This window comes from Agromyces neolithicus, from assembly GCF_039529735.1.
GTDB lineage: Bacteria > Actinomycetota > Actinomycetes > Actinomycetales > Microbacteriaceae > Agromyces > Agromyces neolithicus.
Genome location: NZ_BAAANJ010000001.1, coordinates 523805 through 543592 on the forward strand (window position 1 = coordinate 523805; position 19788 = coordinate 543592).

The 19788-nt window shown below is 69.2% G+C and carries 17 protein-coding genes, 1 tRNA gene and 1 pseudogene; 10 read left to right on the plus strand and 9 right to left on the minus strand.

Translation table 11 applies throughout. The features are described from left to right. Positions 1-16 precede the first annotated feature (16 nt). From ABD164_RS02500 to ABD164_RS02520, 5 genes are all read right to left on the minus strand, one after another. Positions 17-1249 (minus strand): PP2C family protein-serine/threonine phosphatase, encoded by a 1233-nt coding sequence (locus ABD164_RS02500; protein ID WP_344293048.1) that lies wholly within the window; start codon positions 1247-1249, stop codon positions 17-19. A 3-nt stretch (positions 1250-1252) separates the two neighbouring features. After that, on the minus strand, positions 1253-1810 hold the full coding sequence (locus tag ABD164_RS02505; protein WP_344293050.1) for an FHA domain-containing protein FhaB/FipA: 558 nt from the start codon (positions 1808-1810) through the stop codon (positions 1253-1255). After that, complete coding sequence (locus ABD164_RS02510) at positions 1807-2553, minus strand: FHA domain-containing protein (protein WP_344293052.1); 747 nt, start codon at positions 2551-2553, stop codon at positions 1807-1809. Before ABD164_RS02510 ends, ABD164_RS02505 begins: the two co-directional genes overlap by 4 nt. A 63-nt stretch (positions 2554-2616) precedes the next feature. Continuing rightward, on the minus strand, positions 2617-5127 hold the full coding sequence (locus ABD164_RS02515; protein ID WP_344293054.1) for a glycoside hydrolase family 65 protein: 2511 nt from the start codon (positions 5125-5127) through the stop codon (positions 2617-2619). Beyond that, positions 5124-5999: an HAD family hydrolase gene (locus tag ABD164_RS02520; RefSeq protein WP_425545886.1), complete on the minus strand. Its 876-nt coding sequence runs from the start codon at positions 5997-5999 to the stop codon at positions 5124-5126. The genes ABD164_RS02515 and ABD164_RS02520 overlap by 4 nt, the downstream gene beginning before the upstream one ends. Positions 6000-6191: 192 nt before the next feature. On the opposite strand from ABD164_RS02520, the gene ABD164_RS02525 reads away from it, so the two are divergent. Next, positions 6192-6278 (plus strand) — tRNA-Leu (locus ABD164_RS02525). Between the two features lie 102 nt (positions 6279-6380). Then, complete coding sequence (gene panD, locus ABD164_RS02530; RefSeq protein ID WP_344293056.1) at positions 6381-6794, plus strand: aspartate 1-decarboxylase; 414 nt, start codon at positions 6381-6383, stop codon at positions 6792-6794. A 63-nt stretch (positions 6795-6857) separates the two neighbouring features. Here panD and ABD164_RS02535 read toward each other — a convergent pair whose 3' ends face one another. Next, positions 6858-7247, minus strand: coding sequence for a DUF2255 family protein (locus tag ABD164_RS02535; RefSeq protein WP_344293058.1), 390 nt, complete (start codon positions 7245-7247; stop codon positions 6858-6860). 83 nt (positions 7248-7330) lie between these two features. Between ABD164_RS02535 and ABD164_RS02540 the strand changes: the two genes are divergently transcribed. Next, entirely contained in the window at positions 7331-9049 is a 1719-nt protein-coding gene (locus ABD164_RS02540; RefSeq protein ID WP_344293060.1) for a lipase family alpha/beta hydrolase, read from the plus strand. A gap of 18 nt (positions 9050-9067) precedes the next feature. On the opposite strand, the gene ABD164_RS02545 is transcribed toward ABD164_RS02540, so the two are convergent. Then, positions 9068-10378, minus strand: a complete 1311-nt coding sequence (locus ABD164_RS02545; RefSeq protein ID WP_344293062.1) for an NAD(P)-binding domain-containing protein — start codon at positions 10376-10378, stop codon at positions 9068-9070. Between the two features lie 90 nt (positions 10379-10468). On the opposite strand from ABD164_RS02545, the gene ABD164_RS02550 reads away from it, so the two are divergent. Further along, the gene (locus ABD164_RS02550; protein ID WP_344293064.1) at positions 10469-10849 is read left to right on the plus strand and encodes an ArsR/SmtB family transcription factor; all 381 of its coding nucleotides are present in this window, start codon (positions 10469-10471) and stop codon (positions 10847-10849) included. Between the two features lie 175 nt (positions 10850-11024). Here the strand turns inward: ABD164_RS02550 and ABD164_RS02555 are convergent, their stop codons facing one another. After that, positions 11025-12098, minus strand: a complete 1074-nt coding sequence (locus ABD164_RS02555) for an SDR family NAD(P)-dependent oxidoreductase (RefSeq protein WP_344293066.1) — start codon at positions 12096-12098, stop codon at positions 11025-11027. 60 nt (positions 12099-12158) lie between these two features. Here ABD164_RS02555 and ABD164_RS02560 point away from each other — a divergent pair, with 60 nt between their 5' ends. Beyond that, positions 12159-12737, plus strand: a complete 579-nt coding sequence (locus tag ABD164_RS02560) for a TetR family transcriptional regulator (protein WP_344293068.1) — start codon at positions 12159-12161, stop codon at positions 12735-12737. Positions 12738-12751: 14 nt separating this feature from the next. Here ABD164_RS02560 and ABD164_RS02565 read toward each other — a convergent pair whose 3' ends face one another. After that, positions 12752-13918: an ROK family transcriptional regulator gene (locus ABD164_RS02565; protein WP_344293070.1), complete on the minus strand. Its 1167-nt coding sequence runs from the start codon at positions 13916-13918 to the stop codon at positions 12752-12754. A 144-nt stretch (positions 13919-14062) separates the two neighbouring features. On the opposite strand from ABD164_RS02565, the pseudogene ABD164_RS02570 reads away from it, so the two are divergent. From ABD164_RS02570 to ABD164_RS02590, 5 genes and pseudogenes are all read left to right on the plus strand, one after another. Continuing rightward, positions 14063-14569: pseudogene (locus tag ABD164_RS02570) on the plus strand (ABC transporter substrate-binding protein); the annotation flags it as partial. Then, a complete protein-coding gene (locus ABD164_RS02575; RefSeq protein ID WP_344293072.1) occupies positions 14484-15389 on the plus strand; it encodes an extracellular solute-binding protein in 906 nt (301 codons plus the stop codon). The pseudogene ABD164_RS02570 and the gene ABD164_RS02575, both read left to right, overlap by 86 nt. Before the next feature lie 3 nt (positions 15390-15392). Then, positions 15393-16382 (plus strand): carbohydrate ABC transporter permease, encoded by a 990-nt coding sequence (locus ABD164_RS02580; protein WP_344293074.1) that lies wholly within the window; start codon positions 15393-15395, stop codon positions 16380-16382. Further along, positions 16379-17296, plus strand: a complete 918-nt coding sequence (locus ABD164_RS02585) for a carbohydrate ABC transporter permease (protein ID WP_344293076.1) — start codon at positions 16379-16381, stop codon at positions 17294-17296. Before ABD164_RS02580 ends, ABD164_RS02585 begins: the two co-directional genes overlap by 4 nt. After that, complete coding sequence (locus ABD164_RS02590; protein ID WP_344293078.1) at positions 17293-19701, plus strand: beta-xylosidase/alpha-l-arabinosidase; 2409 nt, start codon at positions 17293-17295, stop codon at positions 19699-19701. Before ABD164_RS02585 ends, ABD164_RS02590 begins: the two co-directional genes overlap by 4 nt. Positions 19702-19788: the final 87 nt, after the last annotated feature.

The window sequence follows — 19788 nt, forward strand, 5'->3', positions numbered from 1 at the left end:
CGGCGACCCGGTCACGTCACTCAATGGAGTCCTCCAAACGCTGCACGATGAGCTTCGCCTCGCTCAGCGACCCGGCGCTGATGGTCTGCTCGACCCGCTGCTGATCGTACGTGCGCAACTCTGAGACGTCGATCGTGGTCTCGGTGTGCAACTCGTGCAGCGACAGCGGCCCGAGGTTCTGCTGGATGCCCTGGAACACCGCGACGCGCCCGTTGGACTCGCCGACGTAGTAGCGCGTCTGCGTCCATTGGTAGCCGAGCGCGAATGCGGCGACGATCGCCGCGACCAGCAGTACGATCCAGAATCCCCAGACCCAGCGCCGCCGCCGACGCCGCCGGGCGTCTTCTTCGATGATCTCGTCGAAGTAGTCTTCGGAGTCGGGTTCGAAGTGCGTCTCTTGCACCGGGTGCGGCCGGAACGGCGTGAGACGGATGCCCCGGGGCCGGACCGGTTCGGGAACGGCGTCGAACGCGAGCGGGGCGGCGGCCGAGCCGACGATGAGCGGCGGGGTCGCCGGGGCGGCCGGCTCGCCGATGTCGACGACCACGACGGTGACGTTGTCGGGCGCACCGCCGTCGAGCGACGCCTTCACAAGCCGGTCGGCGACCTGCTTGGCCCCCACCCCGTTCGACATGATCTCGAGGATCTCGTCGAATGACGCCACGCCCGAGAGTCCGTCGGAGCAGAGCATCCAGCGGTCGCCGTCGCGGGTGTCGAGCACCATCTGGTCGATCTCGGGCGACGTCTCGACGTCGCCGAGCACGCGCATCAGCACCGACCGCCGCGGGTGCACCATGGCCTCGTCGGCGGTGATGCGGCCGGCGTCGACGAGGCGCTGCACGAAGGTGTGGTCGGTCGAGATCTGGCTGAGCTCGCCCGAGCGCAGCAGGTAGATGCGGGAGTCGCCGATGTGCGAGATGACGACCCGGTCGCCGAGATGCAGCATCGCACTCACAGTGGTGCCCATGCCGGTGAGCTCGGCGTGGTCGGCGACGGTCTCGGCGATGCGCCGGTTGGCGGCGATCAGGGCACCTTCGAGCTCGACCCCCGCATCGAGGGCGCTGTCGTAGTCGGCGTCGGCCTCGGCGATGCGGCGGGTCGCGATCGCGCTCGCCACGTCACCGCCGGCGTGGCCGCCCATGCCATCGGCGACGAGGAACAACCGTCGACCGGCGTAGCCGGAGTCCTGGTTGTTCGAGCGAACCCGCCCGACGTGCGAGACCGCTGCGCTCGCCTTGACCGTCGCCATGGGCTACCGTCGCAGCTCGAACGTCGTCGCTCCGACCTTGACGGTGGCTCCGAGCGGGATGGGCACGGGCACGGTCACTCGGGAGCCGTTGAGGAACGTGCCGTTCGTGGAGTCGAGGTCTTGGATCATCCACCGGCCGTTCCACAGCATGATGCGGGCGTGGTGGGTCGACGTGTAGTCATCGCGGATGATGATGGCCGAGTCGCTCGACCGGCCGATGGTGATCTCGTCGCGGCCGAGCGGGAACTCGGCACCCGATTTCGTTCCGCTCGTGATCACGAGACGCGACGCGTTCTCGTTCGACGCGAGTTCGCCATTCGATGCGGATGTCGCGACCGGCGCCGCGACAGCGGCCGTGTTCGCCGCGGGGACACCGGTGGCCGGGCTGCTCGGAAACGACGAGGCCGCGGGGGCAGGGGCCGCCACCGGGCTCTCGGTCTGCAGCTTTCGCACCCGCTGGCCGAACAGGTCGCTGCGCAGGGCGTACACGATCGCGAAGATGAACACCCACAGCAGCAGCAGGAAGCCCAGTTGCAGGACGAGCAGGGTCAGTTCACTCATTCGCCGGGCCCCCAGAACCCGCCCATGTCGTGGCGCTGGGTCGCCGGGTCGGCGCGCCGGGGGTCGCTCGGGGCGCCCGAGGCCTGGGCCAGCACCCGGAACACGATGCGCGACCGGCCGATGGTGATGACCGCGTCGGGTTCGAGGATGGCTTCTTTCACCGGGCTGCCGTTCAGCTGGGTGCCGTTGGTCGAGCCGAGGTCGCGCACGCGCGCGCGGGTGCCGTCCCACTGCACCTCGGCATGGCGGCGTGACGCGCCCGAGTCGTCGAGGGTGATGTCGGCCTCACTGCCGCGGCCGATCACGGTGCGGCCCTTCATGATCGGGTAGCGCTTGCCGTTGACATCGAGCACCGGGGTCCACGCGACCTGGCCCTTGACGTTCAGCGAATCGACCTGCACCATGCCGACGCTGAGGCCGGCGTCGCGCTCGAGGCCGATCGTGATGCCGCCCGCGAACTGGAACCGCTGGCTCGCCGCGTGCTTCTGCACGAGGTCGACGAGCTCATCGATGAGGGCCGGGCCGAGGCCCGTCATGCGGTCGTAGTCGGCCGGGGCGAGGCGCACGGTGAAATTGTTGGGCACGAGCACGCGGTCGCGAGAGACGACCGCAGCCTTGGTGTCGATCTCGCGCTTGAGGGCAGACGTGATCTCGACGGGTTGCAGCCCCGACCGAAAGGTCTTGGCGAACGCACCGTTGACGGCACGTTCGAGACCCTTCTCGAAGTTGTCCAGTAGGCCCACAGGTCTCCCGCTCCGGTTTCTGACTGTGTGACATGGTAGCCCGAAGGCCTGTGCACACGCCGATCAGTCGATCGGAATCACGGTCTCGAGGTCTTCGGTGTCGAGCGACAGTGCCGGTATCGACGCCGTGAGCAGAGTACCGTCGGCGCGGCGCGAGCCCGCGACATCCTGCATCGTCGGCGATCCGTGCAACCGCGGCCCCTGACCGTCGAGCGCGACCGTCACCGGGGAGTGCGGCGAGACGACGTAGTCGGCGCCGCGCACCTTCATCGTCGCCTCGTCGCCGATCTCGACGGTGAACGTGATCTCGTCGGGCTTGAGGTCGACGCGCAGGCGCGTGCCGCGCAGCGTGAGCCGGAACGTGAGCCGCTGCCACGCGTCAGGCAGCCGCGGGTCGAACGTGAAGACGCCGTTGTGGTCGCGGAATCCGCCGAACCCCGACACCAGGGTCGACCACACGCCTCCCGTCGACGCGACATGCACGCCGTCGGCGGCATTGTTGTGCAGGTCGGCGAGGTCGACGAACAGCGCCGCGCGGAAGTACCGCAGCGCCAGCTCGTGGTAGCCGACCTCGGCCGCGATGATCGACTGCACGACGGCCGACAGCGTGGAGTCGCCGGTGGTCAGCGGATCGTAGTACTCGAAGTTCGCGCGTTTCGCGGCGTCGGTGAAGCGGTCGCCCTGCAGGTAGAGCGCGAGCACGACATCTGCCTGCTTGAGCACCTGGAACCGGTAGATGACGAGCGGGTGGTAGTGCAACAGCAGGGGGCGGCGGTCGTCGGGGGTGTTCTCGAGGTCCCACAGCTCCTTCTGCAGGAACGCGCTGTCTTGAGGGTGGATGCCGAGCTGCTCGTCGAACGGGATGTGCATGTGGGCGGCAGCGCGCCGCCAGCTCGCGACCTCGCCCGGCGTGACGCCGAGCCGCTCGACGAGCCGGTGGTAGGCGATCGCGTCGTGCACCTGCAGGTTGTCGATGGCCAGTGCCGCGGCCGAGAGGTTCGCGCGCGCCATGACATTGGTGTAGAGGTTGTCGTTCACGACGGTCGTGTACTCGTCGGGGCCGGTGACACCGTGGATGTGGAACACGTCGTCGGCGTTCGACCGCCAGAAGCCGAGGTCTTCCCACATGCGGGCGGTCTCGACGAGGATGTCGATCGCGCCGCGCCCCAGGAAGTCGGTGTCGCCCGTCGCCGCGACGTACTGGCACAGCGCATACGCGATGTCGGCGTCGATGTGGTACTGCGCGGTGCCCGCGGCGTAGTACGCGCTCGACTCCTGCCCGTTGATGGTGCGCCACGGGAACAGGGCACCCCTCTGGTTGAGTTCGAGCGCGCGAGCGCGGGCCGCCTCGAGCATGCGGTGCCGGAACCTCAGCACGTTGCGCGCCACGATCGGCGCCGTGTAGGTGAGGAAGGGCAGCACGTAGACCTCGCTGTCCCAGAAGTAGTGGCCGCCGTAGCCCGAGCCGCTCACGCCCTTGGCAGCCACACCGCCGCCGTCGGTGCGCGCGGTGGCCTGCGCGAGCTGGAAGAGGTTCCACCGCGTCGCCTGCTGCAGTGCCGGTTGCTCGGCGATCTCGACGTCGGTGCGCTCCCAGTAGTCATCGAGCCATGCGCGCTGCTGGGTGAAGAGCTCGCTGACCCCCAGCTCGGCCGCCCGGTCGAGGGTGCGGTCGCAACGGTCGACGAGTTCGCGCGCCGGCACCTTGCGCGCCGTGTGGTAGCTGACGGTCTTGGTGATGCGGATCGGCATGCCCTGCTTGGCCTGCACCCGGTACACGTGCTTCGCGAGGTCGTCGCCGATCGCGCCCGTCTCGGTGAAGGAGTTGTCGGTCGTGATCGAGTGCTCGGCGCCGACGGCGAGGGTCATGCCCGAGTTCGTGCACTGGTAGCCGAGGATGTATCGGCCGTCGTTGTCTCGGGTGACTCGCGGCTGCAGCACCCGGTCGATGAACTGCTCGGCCTTGCGCGGGTCGAACGCGCCGGGGGCCTCGAGCACGCCGCCGCGGTACTCGTCACGCCCGTCTTGACGGTTGAGGATCTGGCTCGAGACGGTGACCGCCGCGTCGGCGTCGAGCAGCTCGACCTCGTAGTCGATGACGGCGAGGTGCCGGTCGGTGAAGCTCGTCATGCGCCGGCTCGTGATGAGCACGCGCTTGCCCGCGGGCGTGCGCCACTCGATCGACCTGCTGAGCGCGCCGAGCCTGAAGTCGAGGCGGCGTTCGTATGAGAGCAGCTCGGCCTCGGTGAGCACGAGCGGTTCGTCGTCGACGTAGAGCCGGATGATCTTCGCGTCGGGCGCGTTCACGATGGTCTGCCCGACGCGCGCGAACCCGAACGCCTCTTCGGCGTGGCGGATGGGCCAGGTCTCGTGGAATCCGTTGATGAACGTGCCGTGCATGTGGCCGTCACGGCCCTCTTCGACGTTGCCGCGCAGGCCGAGGTAGCCGTTGCCGACCGCGAACAGCGTCTCGGTGCGACCCATGTCGGTCTCGACGAACTCGGTCTCGATGAGCGACCACTCGTCGATCGGGAACCGGCTGCGGTTCAGCGGGTCGCCGTCGGCGAACCTCATGCGTGCTCCTCTCGGGTCGGATCTGTCGGTCGAGTAGGCGCCCCAGCGCCGTATCGAGACCCGGTGCCGGACTGGCTGGTCTCGATACGCTCCTTCGTCGCTACTCGACCGACGAACGGGATGAGCTCGTCGAGTTCGTCGACGACGACCTCGGCGCCGAGTTCGACGAGCGCGTCACGCCCGACGCCGCGGTCGACCCCGATGACGATGCCGAAGTCACCTGCGGCACCCGCCCTGACCCCCGACTCGGCGTCTTCGACGATTGCGCAGGCCGAGGTCGGCAGCCCGAGCAGCGCGGCCGCGCGCTCGAACGTGTCGGGGGCGGGTTTGCCCGGCAGCCCCTCGCGCGCGGCGACCGCGCCGTCGACGACGACCTCGAACCGGTCGGCGAGCCCGGCGGCCTCGAGCACGGCCGGTGCGTTCTTCGAGCTCGAGACCACGGCCACGAGGCATCCGCTCGCCTGCACCGCATCGAGGAACGCGACGCTCGCCGGGTAGGGGGCGACGCCCTCGTCGGCCAGGGTCTCGTTGAAGGCCTCGTTCTTGCGATTGCCGAGTCCGTGCACGGTGTCTTCGGTGGGCGCGTCGCTCACCTCGCCCTCGGGAATGCGGATGTCGCGGCTCGCGAGCAGGCTGCGCACCCCGTCGTAGCGGGGCTTGCCGTCGATGTGCGCGAAGTAGTCGGCCTCGCGATAGGGGGCGGCCCCGTGCTGCTCGAGGTAGGGCGTGAAGAGCCGCGCCCAGGCGTGCATGTGCACGATCGCCGTGGGCGTGAGCACGCCGTCGAGATCGAACAGGTAGCCGCGGATGCCGCTGAGATCGGTGTCGGCGGGAGCCCTCGGGGTCGTGGGAGTCGAGGGGGGAAGGGTCACGGGGGCGGTCCTTTCGGTCGCAATGGTCGTGGGCGCCAGAACCCGTACGTCGATGCTATTGCGGTGCGGCGGGCGAGCGCGAGGTCAGCTTCAGACTCTGAGGGACTGCCAAGGGTGCCGTGCTCGAATGGTGTTGCCGCCCCGGAGATGTTAGTCTCTCGTGGTTGGACGCACCACGGTGCGACCACACGTGCGCGAGTGGCGGAATTGGCAGACGCGCTGGCTTCAGGTGCCAGTACTCGCAAGGGTGTGGGGGTTCAAGTCCCCCCTCGCGCACCACGATGAGGCTCTTCCCCTGTGGCGTCCTGTTGCGCGTCGTGCAGGGATGCGACGGCATACTCGAATTTGGCCTCCCCCTGCCGGCGATAGGACGACACCCTCATGCTCCGCACCATGCTCAAGTCGAAGATCCACCGTGCGACCGTGACGCATGCCGATCTGCACTACGTCGGGTCGCTGACGGTCGACCGCGACCTGCTGGATGCCGCTGACCTCGTGCCCGGCGAACAGGTGGCCGTCGTCGACGTGACGAACGGTGCACGGCTCGAGACCTACGTGATCGAGGGGGAGCGCGGGTCGGGCGTGATCGGGATCAACGGTGCGGCGGCGCACCTGGTCGGAGTGGGCGACCTCGTCATCGTCATCTCCTATGCTCACGTCGACGATGTCGAGATCACCGAATGGGCTCCGACGGTCGTGCACGTCGACGCCGCGAACCGGGTGGTCGAGATCGGCGGGGACATCGCTGCGCCGACCGGCTCGACGTCGACGCCGCCACACGCGGTTCGCCGCTGAACCGCCTGAGCGCGGAACTCCGCGTCAGAAACGACCCGATGACGGAGTAACCCCTGCGAAGGGTTACGAGCCGGACGGAACCAGCCGGAACGTCGTCTCGATCACCTGGTCGCCGACGACCGTACCCACGATGCGCGGACCGTGGCGGTCGTACTTCGCGTGGTACGCGGCGTCGATCGCGGCATGCGCGGCAGGGCTGTCGGAGGCGGCATCGGCGAACTCGACGTCGCGCTCGACGCCGCCGGCGCGGATCCTTCCGCGGCCGCTCGCCTTCGCCCGCCGGTACCAGCCGTTGTCGGGGCCGTAGGCCGACCGGATGACCAGGTCATCCCCGACGCGCACGACCCAGATGATCACGTACGGTCGCAGTGAGCCGTCGCGGCGGTACGACGCGACCCTCAACTCCTCGGCGTCGCCGACGCGGCGCAGTTCGTCCTCGGTCCACGTGCTCACTTCGTCTCCTTCTCATCGGGTCGGTTCCAGTCTGCGTGCCGGCCCTGTTCCATTCAGCGCGCTCCTGTGGAATTCTCAGGCTCATGACGACGAGCGAGCCGACGGATGTCGCGACCGAGCCACGCACGCGACTGATCGTCTTCGTGCCCGGCATCGGACGCGACCGCAGCGACGCGCTCATTCAGAGGATCACCGGTGCCGCGCCCCGGGGCGCGAGGGTCGAGAAGTTCGAACAGCCGGTGAGGCCGTGGAGCGTTCGGGAAACCCCCGACCGGGCGGCCAGGAACCTCAACGCGTTCATCGAGCGCCAGGCACGTGACGTGGACGACATCACCCTTATCGGGCACAGCCTCGGCGGGCTCATCGCGCGCTCGGCGTGGTTGAAGGGCCTGGGGTACGACAGCGGTTCACCGTCGGAGTGGCCGGCCAAGCTCGACCGCATCGTGCTGCTCGGCGTGCCGAACGGCGGATTCAAGTTCCGCGAGGGCGTCCACTTCCTGAAGGCGTTGTACGCCCTCGCCACGCCGTTCGCCGACTTCGGCATCGAACACGCGAAGGCCGGCGGGTACTGGGTGACGAACCTGCGCCTCCGATGGCTCGACGCGTTCCGCGACATCCCGGCGCAGATGTGGCCCTATGTGGCCGAGGTGATCGGCGTCGACGACCCCCTCGTGATCGGCGAAGACCTCAAGGACAGTGACTGGCTGCCCAACACGGCGACGTTCCGGCTCGACGGCACCGACCACGCCGGCCTGGTCGACGTGCGCACGGACGACGACGCGAAGCGCCGCTGGCCGACCCTGGCGCGCGCCATCTTCGGCGACGAGCAGCCCACCCCGCCCGTCTCGCGCATCAGCACGCAGCGTGTGTACTTCATCTTCCACGGCATCCGGGCGTCTGCCGACGACGACTGGGTCGAGACCATGCGCGAAGAGCTCGCGAAGACCGGGGCGAGGATCGTCGCTCCCGACACCGGCTACTTCTCGGCCTTCGAGTTCGCGCTGCCGTTCGTGCGAAACCGCAAGTCGCACGACTTCCTCGAGAAGTACGGCGACCTCGCGGTCACGCACGACCCCGACAACTTCGCGTTCCTCGGCCACTCGAACGGCACCTACATGATGGGGCGGTCGATGCTGCGCGTTCCGGCGGTGCGGTTCCGCACGATCCTGCTCGCCGGCACCGTGCTGAACCCCTCGTACGACTGGGAGCTGCTCAGGGAACGCCGCCAGGTCGGCTCCTACCTCAACATGAAAGACGGTACGCGCCGCTGGCGACAGGGTGCCGTGCACAACGAGCGCGCGCGCACGGACATCCCCGTTGGGGTGCTGGCAGCTTTCCTGTCGGGCCTGAAGCCGTTCAATCGCGACGTCGGGCCCGGCGGCACCGTCGGCTTCGTCAACGCCGAGAGCATCGTCAGCCAGGATGCGATGCGGTACGCCGGTGGCCATTCGGCGGCGCTCAGCACCTCGAGCACCATGCGTCGGGTTGAGATCGCCACGTTCCTGAAGGAGGGCAAGCCCCCGCACCTCGCAGGCACGGGCCCAGAGACGAACGGCGAGCCGACGCCCGTCGCCGCCCCGCGTGCAGATGATGAGAAACCCACCGGCCCCAGCGCGCAGAAGTCGAGGTTCTTCGATTGGATCGGCAGGGTCATCCCGTTCGTGAGTTGGATCACCGTGGTGCTGCTCGTGTTGCTGGTCGCACTGCTCGCGTACCTGTTGTGGGCCGCGGTGGGTGCTTGGGCGCTGCTCATCGTCGGGGGGCCGCTGCTGCTCATCTACCTGCTGCTGCGCACGGTCTGAGACGGGTGTCTTCGGCAGTCAGCAGCAGCCCGAGGCCGCCGAACCACCGGTCGAACACACCCCGGTGGCGGGGAGCACGAGTTCGACCTGGCTTGCCGCGGCGACGTCTCCGCCGAGCCACGCCGTGATCGAGCGCACCTGCTCGTAGCCGGTGGCGAGCAGGAAGGTCGGCGCTCGGCCGTAGCTCTTCATTCCGGCAAGGAAGAAGCCCGGTTCGGGATGCTGCAACTCGGCGAATCCGTGCGGCTCGACCGTGCCGCAGCTGTGCACGTTCGGGTCGATCAGCGGGGCGAGTCGCTTGGGCGCCTCGACGATCTCGTCGAGTTCGAGGCGGATCTCACGCAGGATGTCGAGGTTCGGCCGGAACCCGGTGGCATTCACGACGATGTCGGTCTCGTGCTCGACGAGTTCGCCGTCGCGGGCGCCGATGAGTCGCACGCCGTCTTCGCTACGGGCGAGGCGCACGATCTCGAACCGGTCGACCACGGTGATGCGACCCGACGCCACGAGCGCATCGACCCGGCGCCCGATCGTCGCGCGGGCCGCGAGTTCGTCGTCGTCGGAGGTCGTGACCCGCACCGCATTGGCGTTGCGGATGAGCCAGTCGACTCGCGTACCCACTTCGTGCTCGGCCAGCTCGGCCAGGGCGATGAGCGTGTTGGCCGCCGAGTGACCGGCGCCGACGACCGTGATGTGCCGGCCGGCGAAGGCGGCTCGGTCGCGGCCGAGTACATCGGGCAGCGCGTGACTGACCCGGCCGGCGACATCGGCGAGCCCGAGCGGCTCGAGCCCGCTGGACGCGAGGCTGTTCGGGTGATCGTAGGTGCCCGATGCGTCGATGACCGCTCGGGCGGTGAACTCGTCGACGCCTGCGGCGGTGCGCACGCGGAGCAGGAACGGCGTCTGTGCACGGCGAGCGGTGCGGGTGCGATCCATGCCCTGGCGGGTGACGGCGACGATGGCGGCGCCGGTGTGGATGCGCGAGGCGATCGGCTCGAGCCGGGCGAGCGGTTCGAGGTATTGCTCGACGAGCTCAGCGCCGGTGGGAAGTCGGTCGGGTGAGGGAAGCCGCCACCCGGTCGGCTCGAGCAGGCGCTGGGACGCCGGGTCGACGACATGCCTCCACGGGGAGAACAGGCGCGTGTGGCCCCACTGCCGAATGTTCGCCCCGACCTCGTCGCCGGACTCGTAGATCACGAAGTCGATGCCCCGTTCGACGAGGTTCGCCGCCGCGGCCAGGCCGATCGGGCCGGCCCCGATGATCGCGACGGGCAAGGAGTCGAGGCCGCGTTGCCGCAGGCTCGGCACGGTGAGGTCGATCAGGGTCATGGCAGGTGTTCCTCCAAGGGCATCGATGTTCTTCGATATTGAGTCTGGCCACTATATCGAAGGTTGTCAATATTGAGGTAGCATGGTCGCATGAGCATAACGATGCTGCAGGTCACCGATGTCGCGGCCGATGCCGCTGCCTGCTGCACCCCGTTGACGCGCGAGGCGATCGATGCCGATCGTGCCGAAGACCTCGCCCGCAAGCTCAAGGCCCTCGCCGACCCCACGCGACTCCGGCTCGTCTCGATCGTTGCTGCGTCCGAGGGCGAAGAGGCGTGCGTGTGCGACCTGATCGAGCCGGTCGGCCTCAGCCAGCCCACGGTGTCGCACCACCTGCGCATCCTCATGGAGGCCGGCTTCCTCAGCCGCAGCAAGCGCGGTACCTGGGCCTACTACAAGCTCGTGCCCGGCGCGCTCGGCCAATTGTCGCAACTGCTCGACGTCACCGCGTCGCGCCCGGTGGTCGAGTAGCGCGACGTACCCGAGCGAGTGCCCGTGGCCGCGTAGCACCGACTCACCCCGAATGGTCGGGCGGGCGCGCCGCGTGCGGCAATTCGGGGTGACTCGCGAATCGTGCGGTGACGGCGTGGCCGTGACCACGTGACGCAGTCACCCCGGCGGTCAGCAGTGGATGGCGAACGGGCGCTCAGGCCGCCGACCAACCGCCGTCGCTCGCGAGCACGACGCCGTTGACGTTCACACCGTCATCGCTCAGCAGGAAGGTGATCGACGCTGCGAGGGCCTCGGCCTCGGCGGCGTCGGGAAGGATCGCCATCGCCTGGCGCACGCGCTGCGCGCCGAGGGGTGAGGCGAACGTCGCCTCGATGTTCGTGATCGTCGCGCCCGGTGCCACGGCGTTCACGCGCAGGCCGCTCGGGCCGTACATGAACGCGGTCGACTTGGTGAGGCCGACGACGGCGTGCTTCGACGCCGTGTAGGCGACGCCCGCGGCCGAGCCGCGCAGTGCGGCCTCGCTCGCCGTGTTCACGATGGAACCGGCGCCCTGCGCGAGCATCGTCGGCACGACGGCGCGCATGAGCTTCATGGTGCCGTCGACATTCACCGAGAACACGCGCTTCCACATCGCGTCGGTGAGCTCGCCGATGGGTGTCATGTCGTCCATGATCCCGGCGATGTTCGCGAGGCCGTCGATGCGGTCGCCGGCGGCCGCGACGATCTCGGCGACCTTGGCGTCGTCGGTGATGTCGGCGACGAGGGTGACGATGTCGGCGCCGGAGTGCTCGCCGGCGAACTCGTCGAGGCGCTCCTGCGACACGTCGACGGCGACTACACGGCCGCCCTCACGGGCGATACGTGACGCCGTCGCGCGGCCGATGCCCGAGCCGGCACCCGTGACGACGATGGACTTGCCGGTGAAGCGGCCCTGGTCGATGCGCTCGACCCACTCGGAGCGCTCGACGGCGGTCGGGGGCTCCGCCGCGTCGGCCTCGGCTTCCACGCCACCGGCCGTGGCAGGGACATCCGAACCCGACGGCACGTCGCCGGCGGCGGCGCGCGCGACCAGCTCGTCGACCATCTGCTGGCTGAACGTGCCCTTGCTGAGCTTGACGAGGCGCTTGATCGCGAGTCGCTGCACGGGTCGCAGCACATCGGGGTCCTGGCCCGACTGCGCGAGCAGGTCGCGGATGATGGGGCCGCCGACGGGGTGCTCGAGCCAGCTCTTGATGGAGTCGTCGCCGGTGAGGGTCTTGGGGGTCATGGTTCGGTGCTTCCTTCGCTCAGATACCGGACAGCTGTGTCCGGTAGTACGCTAACACCCGTGCCTGAGAATGCGAAGAATCTCTCAGGGACCCGTAAGGTCAACCGCGGACCGAGCGCGGGCCCCGAGAATCGGCGCGCCCTCATCGCGGCAGCGCGCGAGGTGTTCGCCGCCGACGGACTGCAGGCGCCGTTCAATGCGGTGGCCAAGAAGGCGGGCGTCGGCCAGGGCAGTCTCTACCGGCACTTCCCCGATCGCATCGCCCTCGCCGTTGCCGTGTTCGACGAGAATCTCGACCAGCTCGAGGCCGCGGTCGCCGCGCCCGACGCGACGCTCAACGACCTGTTGGACGACGTGATCGAGCAGGCGCTCGTCTCGACGGCGTTCATCGACCTCATCTGGACCAACGTGAACGACGAGCGGGTCGCGCACATCGGCGCCCGGCTCAACGCGCTCGTCGAAAAGCTGCTCGCCCGCGAACACGCCGCCGGCCGCATCGGCGAGCACGTCGAGACCGCAGACGTACTGCTGGCGATCTCCATGCTCGCCGACGTGCTCGCGCGATCCGAAGCCGATGAGCGGCACGCGATGGCCGAACGGGCGCGCACGATGTTCCGCAACGCGTTCGCGCCGCGCTGAGCGCGGGGGCGCGGTCAGCGACCGAGCGGGTCGGCGAGCAGGTCGGCGAAGGCGATCTCGGCCGCCCCGATGAGCAGGCGGTTCTCGCCGAGTGCGGCCACCCGAATCGACAGGCCCTCGGATGCCGCGGGCATCGCCTGTTCCGCGACCGCACGCTCGAGCGCGCCGAGGTCGCGTTCGGCGAGCGTGGCGAGGAATCCGCCGAGCACGACGAGCGAGGGGTTCAGCACGTTCACGGCGTTGCAGAGCGCGGTGGCGAGGATGCGCAGCTGCCGCTCGACCTCGTCGGTGACTGCAGGGGAGTCGGCCGCGGCGAGGGCGGCCGCGAGTGCCGGCTCGTCGCCGTGGTCGAGCCCGACGACCTCGAGCAGGCGGGCGCGGCTCACCTCGTCTTCGAGCACGCCGCCGGTGGCCCGTCGATCGCCGGCGGGGTCGATGCCCGGACGGTTCTGGCCGAACTCTCCGGCATAGCCGGCCGATCCGCCGACCGGCACCCCATGCACGATGAGCCCGCCGCCGATGCCGCTCGCGCCGCCGTTGAGGTAGACCATGTCGTCGACGCCACGTCCGGCGCCGAACAGGTGCTCGGCGACCGCGCCGAGGCTGGCGTCGTTGCCGACCGCGGTGGGCAGACCCGTGGCGGTTTCGACGATGGCGCGGATCGGGACATCCGACCACAGCAGGTGCGGTGCGAACCGTACGAGCCCGTCGCTCGCACGCACCAGACCGGGTACGGCCAGGCCGACGCCGACGATCCGCGCGTCACGCAATGGGCCGGTGCGCCAGCGGTCGTGGGCGGATGCCACGAGTTCGGCGGTCTCGGCGGGCGTGGGCAGGTGGTCGACCTCGATGCGCTCACGTGCGCGGATGCCGCCGTCGATGCCGACCGCGGCGATCGTGATGGCGTCGACCTCGGGGTTGACGGCGATCGCGAGCACGCGCGGATCGGGCGCGACGACGGGGGAGGGGCGGCCGACCCGGTTGGTGGGGTCGGGAGCCTGCTCGATCGTGAGTCCCTGCGCGTTGAGCTCGGCGACGAGCGAGGCGACCGTCGACCGGTTGAGGCCCGTCATCGCGGTCAGGCGGGCGCGCGAGAGCGGCCCCTCGAGGTGCACGTGGCCGAGCACTTTCGAGAGGTTTCGACGGTGGACGCCGTCGAAGGTGCCTGCCCGGTCTGTCACGGGTCAACTCTAGGCGGGGTCACGGCTTGATCACATTGGGCGCGCCGGTATTTGTTGCGCTTGACCCCAAATCCGAATGGACGTATATTCAACACGTCCAGATCACTTTCGACACAATGGTCGAAACTTTCGAGAGGTTCAATGATGAACAGACGCAGCACCTCCAGGCTCGTCGCGCTCACCGCCGCCGCGGGCCTCGCCGTCGCCGCCCTCAGTGGTTGTGCGACCGGCTCCGGCGGTACAGAAGAGACTGGCGGCGACGTCACGCTCACGTGGTGGCACAACGGCACCGGCGAACCGCTGAAGTCCTTCTGGGAGGAGGTCGCGAGCGAGTTCGAGGCCGACCACCCCGGAGTCACGGTCGAGGTCGAGGCCTTCCAGAACGAAGACCTCCAGCGCACCCTCATTCCGAACGCCCTGCAGGCGGGCGGCGACGCCGCCCCCGACCTGTTCATGGTCTGGGCCGAGGGCGAGATCAAGTCCCAGGTCGAGGCCGGCTACCTCAAGGACCTCAGCGGGCTCACCGACGTCGTCGAGAGCGTGGGCGGTGCGGGCACCGGCTGGAATGTCGACGGCAAGCAGTACGGCATCCCCTACCGCTTCGGCATCGAGGGCATCTGGTACAACGCCGACCAGTTCGAGCAGGCGGGGGTCACCCGAGACCCCGGCCACGTTCGACGAGTTCGGCGAAGCGATCGGCAAGCTCGCCGATTCGGGCGTCTCGCCGATCGGCGTCGGCGCGGGCGACGGCTGGCCGGCCGCCCACTGGTGGTACCAGTTCGCCATCAAGACCTGCTCGGGCGACTCGCTGAAGGAGGCGGCTGAGACGCTCGACTTCAGCGACCCCTGCTTCGTCGAGGCCGGTGAGAACCTGAAGTCGTGGATGGATGAGTTCGATGGCGACCTGCCGTTCCAGGCGAACCCCACGAGCACCCCGGCCCAGAGCGTGCCGAACAGCTCGGCGGGCCTGCTCGCCGCGCAGACGACGGCGATGGAGCTCATGGGCACCTGGCACCGTGGCGAGGTGGCGAAGCTCGTTCCGGGCGCACCCGCCGAGAACCCGCCGGCACCCGAGTGGCTCTCGTGGATGCCCGTGCCCGACATCGAGGGCGCCGAGGGTGAGCCCGGGGCAGCCCTCGGCTCCGGCGACGCGTGGGGCGTCTACGTCGACGCTCCCGACGAGACGCTCGAGCTGCTCGAGTACGTCATGAGCGAAGACGTGCAGACGCGCTTCGCCGCGACGGGCGAGATCCCGACGGTCGCAGGCGCCGAAGCGGGCATCACCGACCCTGTGCTCAAGCAGATCGCCGAAGGCACGGTCAACGCCTCGCTCGTCGTGACCTGGCTCGACACGCAGTACGGCCCCGTCATCGGCCAGGCGATGAACGACGCCATCGTGAACCTGATGTTCGGCAGCGGAACGCCGGAGCAGATTCCCGAGGCGATGAACGCCGCGGCTGCCACGCTCTAGCTCATGATTGCAACCGAAACGACCGGGCCCGCGGTTTCCGCGGGCCCGGCCCCTGCACCCATCAAGAGGCGCCGCAACCGGGTCCCCGCCGGTCAGCGCCGCGAGGTCGCCCTCTTCGTCGGGCCGGCCGTGATCGTCTACGTGGTCTTCGTCCTGCTTCCCGTGGCGCTGGCGGCGTACTACAGCTTCTTCAACTGGAACGGCCTCGGCCCACTCGACCGATTCATCGGCCTCGACAACTACGCCAGGCTGCTGACCGATCCGGTGTTCCACACCTCGGTCTTCAACAACTTCTTCATCATCGTGATGTCCCTGCTCATCCAGGGGCCGATCGCGATCCTCGTCGCGCTGCTCATGAACCGGCGCCTGCGCTTCCGCGGGCTGCTGCGCGCCCTCATCTTCGTGCCGTACGTGCTCAGCGAGGTCACCGCCGGCCTCGCGTGGCAGATCCTGCTGCAGTCGGTTCCGCCCACGCGCTGGGGTCCGGTCGACACCATGCTGCAGGCGATCGGCATCCAGGAGCCTCCGGCGTGGCTGGCCGACCCGAACGTGGTGATGTGGACGATGTTCGGCATCCTCACCTGGAAGTACCTGGGTCTCGCGATCATCCTCATGCTCGCCGGCCTCGCGGGTGTGCCCGAAGAGCTCTACGAAGCGGCCTCCCTCGACGGCGCCGGCTGGTGGAAGACCCAGTGGTACATCACCGTGCCGCTGCTCGGACCGACCATCCGCATCTGGGCGTTCCTGTCGATCATCGGCTCGCTGCAGCTCTTCGACATGGTGTGGATCGTCACCGGCGGCGGACCGCTCAATGCGTCGTCCACGATGGCGGTCTACATGGTCAAGTACGGCCTGAACGTCTCGCAGATCGGCTTCGGCAGCGCCGTCGCCGTCGTCCTGTTCTTCATCTCGCTCTTCATCGCGCTCGGCTACCAGCGGTTCGCGCTGCGCCGCGACCTCGAGGGTTCGCTCACGGGAGGGAAACGCAAGTGACCGCCACCACCGCCACCACCGCCAACGCCGCCACCCCGCCCGCATCGACGGCATCCGCCCCGAGGCGCCGTGCCGGCCAGGGCCGCATCGACTGGAGTCAACCGGTCGTCTACGTCGTCGCGCTCGCCGTCGTGGCCGTCGCGATCGGCCCCGTGATCTACGTCTTCATCTCGGGCTTCCGCACCAACCCCGACTTCTTCACCGATCCGGCCGGCATGCCGAACCCGTGGACGGTCGAGAACTATGCACGGGTGCTGGGCGACTCCAGCTTCTGGAACCAGGTGCTCGCGAGCACCGTGACGGCCCTGGGCACGACCATCGGCGTCATGCTGCTCGGCGTCATGGCCGCGTTCGTGATCGCACGTTACGAGTTCAGGGGCCGCGGGTTGCTGTACGCGCTGTTCACGACCGGGCTCCTGTTCCCGCTCACGATCTCGATCCTGCCGCTGACGGTGTTGCTGCGGCAGATGGGCCTCTTCGGCAACTGGTGGGGGCTCATCGTCCCCCAGGTGGCGTTCGCGCTGCCGTTGACGATCATCATCCTCACCCCGTTCCTGCGAGCCATCCCGGTCGAACTCGAAGACGCCGCATTGGTCGACGGCACGAGTCGGGTCGGATTCTTCTGGCGCATCCTGCTGCCACTCTCGATGCCGGGTCTCATGACGGTCGGCGTGCTCGCGTTCGTCGGAAGCTGGAACGCCTATCTCCTGCCGCTGTTCGTGCTGCAGGCCGGCGGCGCCGGCATCGACAACTACACCCTGCCGCTCGGCGTGCAGTTCTACTCCACGGCATATGGGCAGGACACCACGGGTGTGCTCGCCTACACAGCGCTCGCGATGCTCCCCGCGATCCTGTTCTTCACGGTGGCCGAGAAGCGCATCGTCGGTGGCCTGCAGGGGGCGGTGAAGGGATGACGACGTTGAACGATCGAATGACGGATGCCCCGTGGGCAGACCCTGCGCGTGGCCTCGACGAGCGCGTCGACGCGCTCATGGCCGAGATGACGCTCGACGAGAAGCTCGCGCAGCTCTACGGGGTGTGGGTCGGTGCCTCCGACGACGGCGGCGGCGATGTCGCCCCGCACCAGCACGACCTGAACGACGACGTCGACCTCGACGAGCTGCTGCCGTCGGGGCTCGGCCAGCTCACCCGGCCGTTCGGCACGGCTCCGGTCGATGCCGCGGTGGGTGCACTCTCGCTCGCTCGAACGCAGCAGCGTATCGTCGCCGCGAACCGGTTCGGCATTCCGGCCCTCGCACATGAGGAGTGCCTCGCGGGGTTCGCCGCGTGGGGCGCCACCGCGTACCCGATTCCGCTGTCGTGGGGCGCGACGTTCGACCCCGAGATCGTCGAGCGGATGGCGCGGCGCATCGGCGACGACATGCGCTCGGTCGGCGTGCACCAGGGCCTGGCGCCGGTGCTCGACGTCGTGCGCGACGCGCGCTGGGGCCGAGTCGAAGAGACGATCGGCGAGGACCCCTACCTCGTCGGCACGGTCGGCACCGCGTATGTGCGCGGGCTCGAGTCGGCCGGTGTCATCGCGACCCTCAAGCACTTCGTCGGCTACTCGGCGTCGAAGGCCGGCCGCAACCTCGCTCCGGTCTCGATCGGGCCGCGTGAACTCGCCGACGTGCTGCTGCCGCCGTTCGAGATGGCGGTGCGCGAGGGGGGCGTGCGCAGCGTGATGAACGCGTACACCGACCTCGACGGCGTGCCGTCGGCGGGCGACCGCACGCTGCTCACCGAGCTGCTGCGCGAGACCTGGGGCTTCGACGGCACGGTGGTCGCCGACTACTTCACGATCGCGTTCCTCAAGCTGCTTCATGGCACTGCCGGCACTTGGGCCGAGGCTGCAGAGGCCGCGCTCGACGCCGGCATCGACGTCGAGCTGCCGACCGTGAAGACCTTCGGCGAGCCGCTGCGGCTCGCAGTCGAAGCGGGTGCGGTCGACGTGTCGCTCATCGACACGGCACTGCGCCGCGTGCTTCGGCAGAAGGCCGAGCTCGGCCTGCTCGATGCCGACTGGTCGCCGGTGCCGCTCGCGCTCGCCGAGGTCGACCTGACACGCACCGACGTCGACGTGTCGCACGCCGACGGCCTGCGCGGCACCGTCGACCTCGACTCGGCCGGCAACCGGGCTCTCGCCCGCGAACTCGCCGAACGCGCCATCGTGCTCGTGCGCAACGACGGCTCACTGCCGCTCGCGACACCCGGGGTGATCGCCGTGGTCGGCCCGAACCTCGCCGACCCCTACGCGATGCTCGGGTGCTACTCGTTCCCCACGCACGTGGTCTCGCAGCACCCCGGTGTCGAACTCGGCATCCGCATCCCGACGCTGCTCGAGGCACTCCAGGCCGAGTTCCCCGACAGTGAGATCCGCTGGGCGCGCGGCACCAGCGTCGACGGCGGCGAGACCGATGGCATCGCCGAGGCGGCCGCGGTCGCGGCATCCGCAGACGTGGCGATCCTTGCGCTCGGCGACCGTGCCGGCCTGTTCGGCCGCGGCACGAGCGGCGAGGGCTGCGACGCCGAGTCGCTCGACCTGCCGGGCGCGCAGCAACAGCTCGTCGACGCAGTGCTCGACACCGGCACCCCCGCGGTGCTGACCTTGCTGGCCGGACGCCCGTACGCGCTGGGCCGGGCGGTCCATGAGTCGGCCGCGATCGTGCAGGCGTTCTTCGCGGGTGAAGAGGGCGCTCCGGCAATCGCCGGCGTGCTCAGCGGACGCGTCAACCCGAGCGGTCGCCTGCCCGTGTCCATCCCCGCCGGGGCCGGCTCGCAGCCGACCACGTACCTCGCAGCGCCGCTCGCTCGCGCGAGCGACGTGTCGAACGTCGATCCGACCGCTGCATTCCCGTTCGGGCATGGACTCGGCTACTCCGAGTTCGAGTGGGACGCCTTCGACGGCGACGCAGCCGAGATCGCGACCGACGGCACCGTGACCGTGCGGCTGCGCGTACGCAACACGGGCATCAGGTCGGGTGCCGACGTCGTGCAGCTCTACCTGCACGATCCGGTCGCGAGCGTGGTGCGTCCGGTGCAGCGATTGATCGGGTACGCCCGGGTCGAGCTCGAGCCCGGCGCGGCGGCCGACGTGTCATTCGCCGTTCCCGCCGATCTCGCGTCGTTCACGGGTCGCGATGGCCGGCGCATCGTCGAGCCGGGCGACATCGTGCTGAGCATCGGCCGCTCGAGCGCAGACCTGCCGTTCGCGCAGGCGGTGCGGCTCACCGGCCCGGTCCGCGAGCTCGATCACACCCGTCGCCTGCACCCCGAGGTGTTGGTCGAACTCGTGGTGGAGGCATCCGTCATCGACTGACCTGGACTTCGAGAACCGCTAGACCCGACCGGCTGCCCGTCACCAGGGAACCGCCCGCCGGGGCATCGGCGAACTCGTCGGCACGGT

Coding starts and splice junctions, on each gene's coding strand:
- ABD164_RS02550 (WP_344293064.1), top strand. CDS start 10,469: ATGAGCATAACGATGCTGCAGGTCACCGATGTCGCGGCCGATGCCGCT.
- ABD164_RS02545 (WP_344293062.1), bottom strand. CDS start 10,378: ATGACCCTGATCGACCTCACCGTGCCGAGCCTGCGGCAACGCGGCCTC.
- ABD164_RS02505 (WP_344293050.1), bottom strand. CDS start 1,810: ATGAGTGAACTGACCCTGCTCGTCCTGCAACTGGGCTTCCTGCTGCTG.
- ABD164_RS02580 (WP_344293074.1), top strand. CDS start 15,393: ATGATTGCAACCGAAACGACCGGGCCCGCGGTTTCCGCGGGCCCGGCC.
- ABD164_RS02540 (WP_344293060.1), top strand. CDS start 7,331: ATGACGACGAGCGAGCCGACGGATGTCGCGACCGAGCCACGCACGCGA.
- ABD164_RS02515 (WP_344293054.1), bottom strand. CDS start 5,127: ATGAGGTTCGCCGACGGCGACCCGCTGAACCGCAGCCGGTTCCCGATC.
- panD (WP_344293056.1), top strand. CDS start 6,381: ATGCTCCGCACCATGCTCAAGTCGAAGATCCACCGTGCGACCGTGACG.
- ABD164_RS02555 (WP_344293066.1), bottom strand. CDS start 12,098: ATGACCCCCAAGACCCTCACCGGCGACGACTCCATCAAGAGCTGGCTC.
- ABD164_RS02500 (WP_344293048.1), bottom strand. CDS start 1,249: ATGGCGACGGTCAAGGCGAGCGCAGCGGTCTCGCACGTCGGGCGGGTT.
- ABD164_RS02575 (WP_344293072.1), top strand. CDS start 14,484: ATGTCGACGGCAAGCAGTACGGCATCCCCTACCGCTTCGGCATCGAGG.
- ABD164_RS02590 (WP_344293078.1), top strand. CDS start 17,293: ATGACGACGTTGAACGATCGAATGACGGATGCCCCGTGGGCAGACCCT.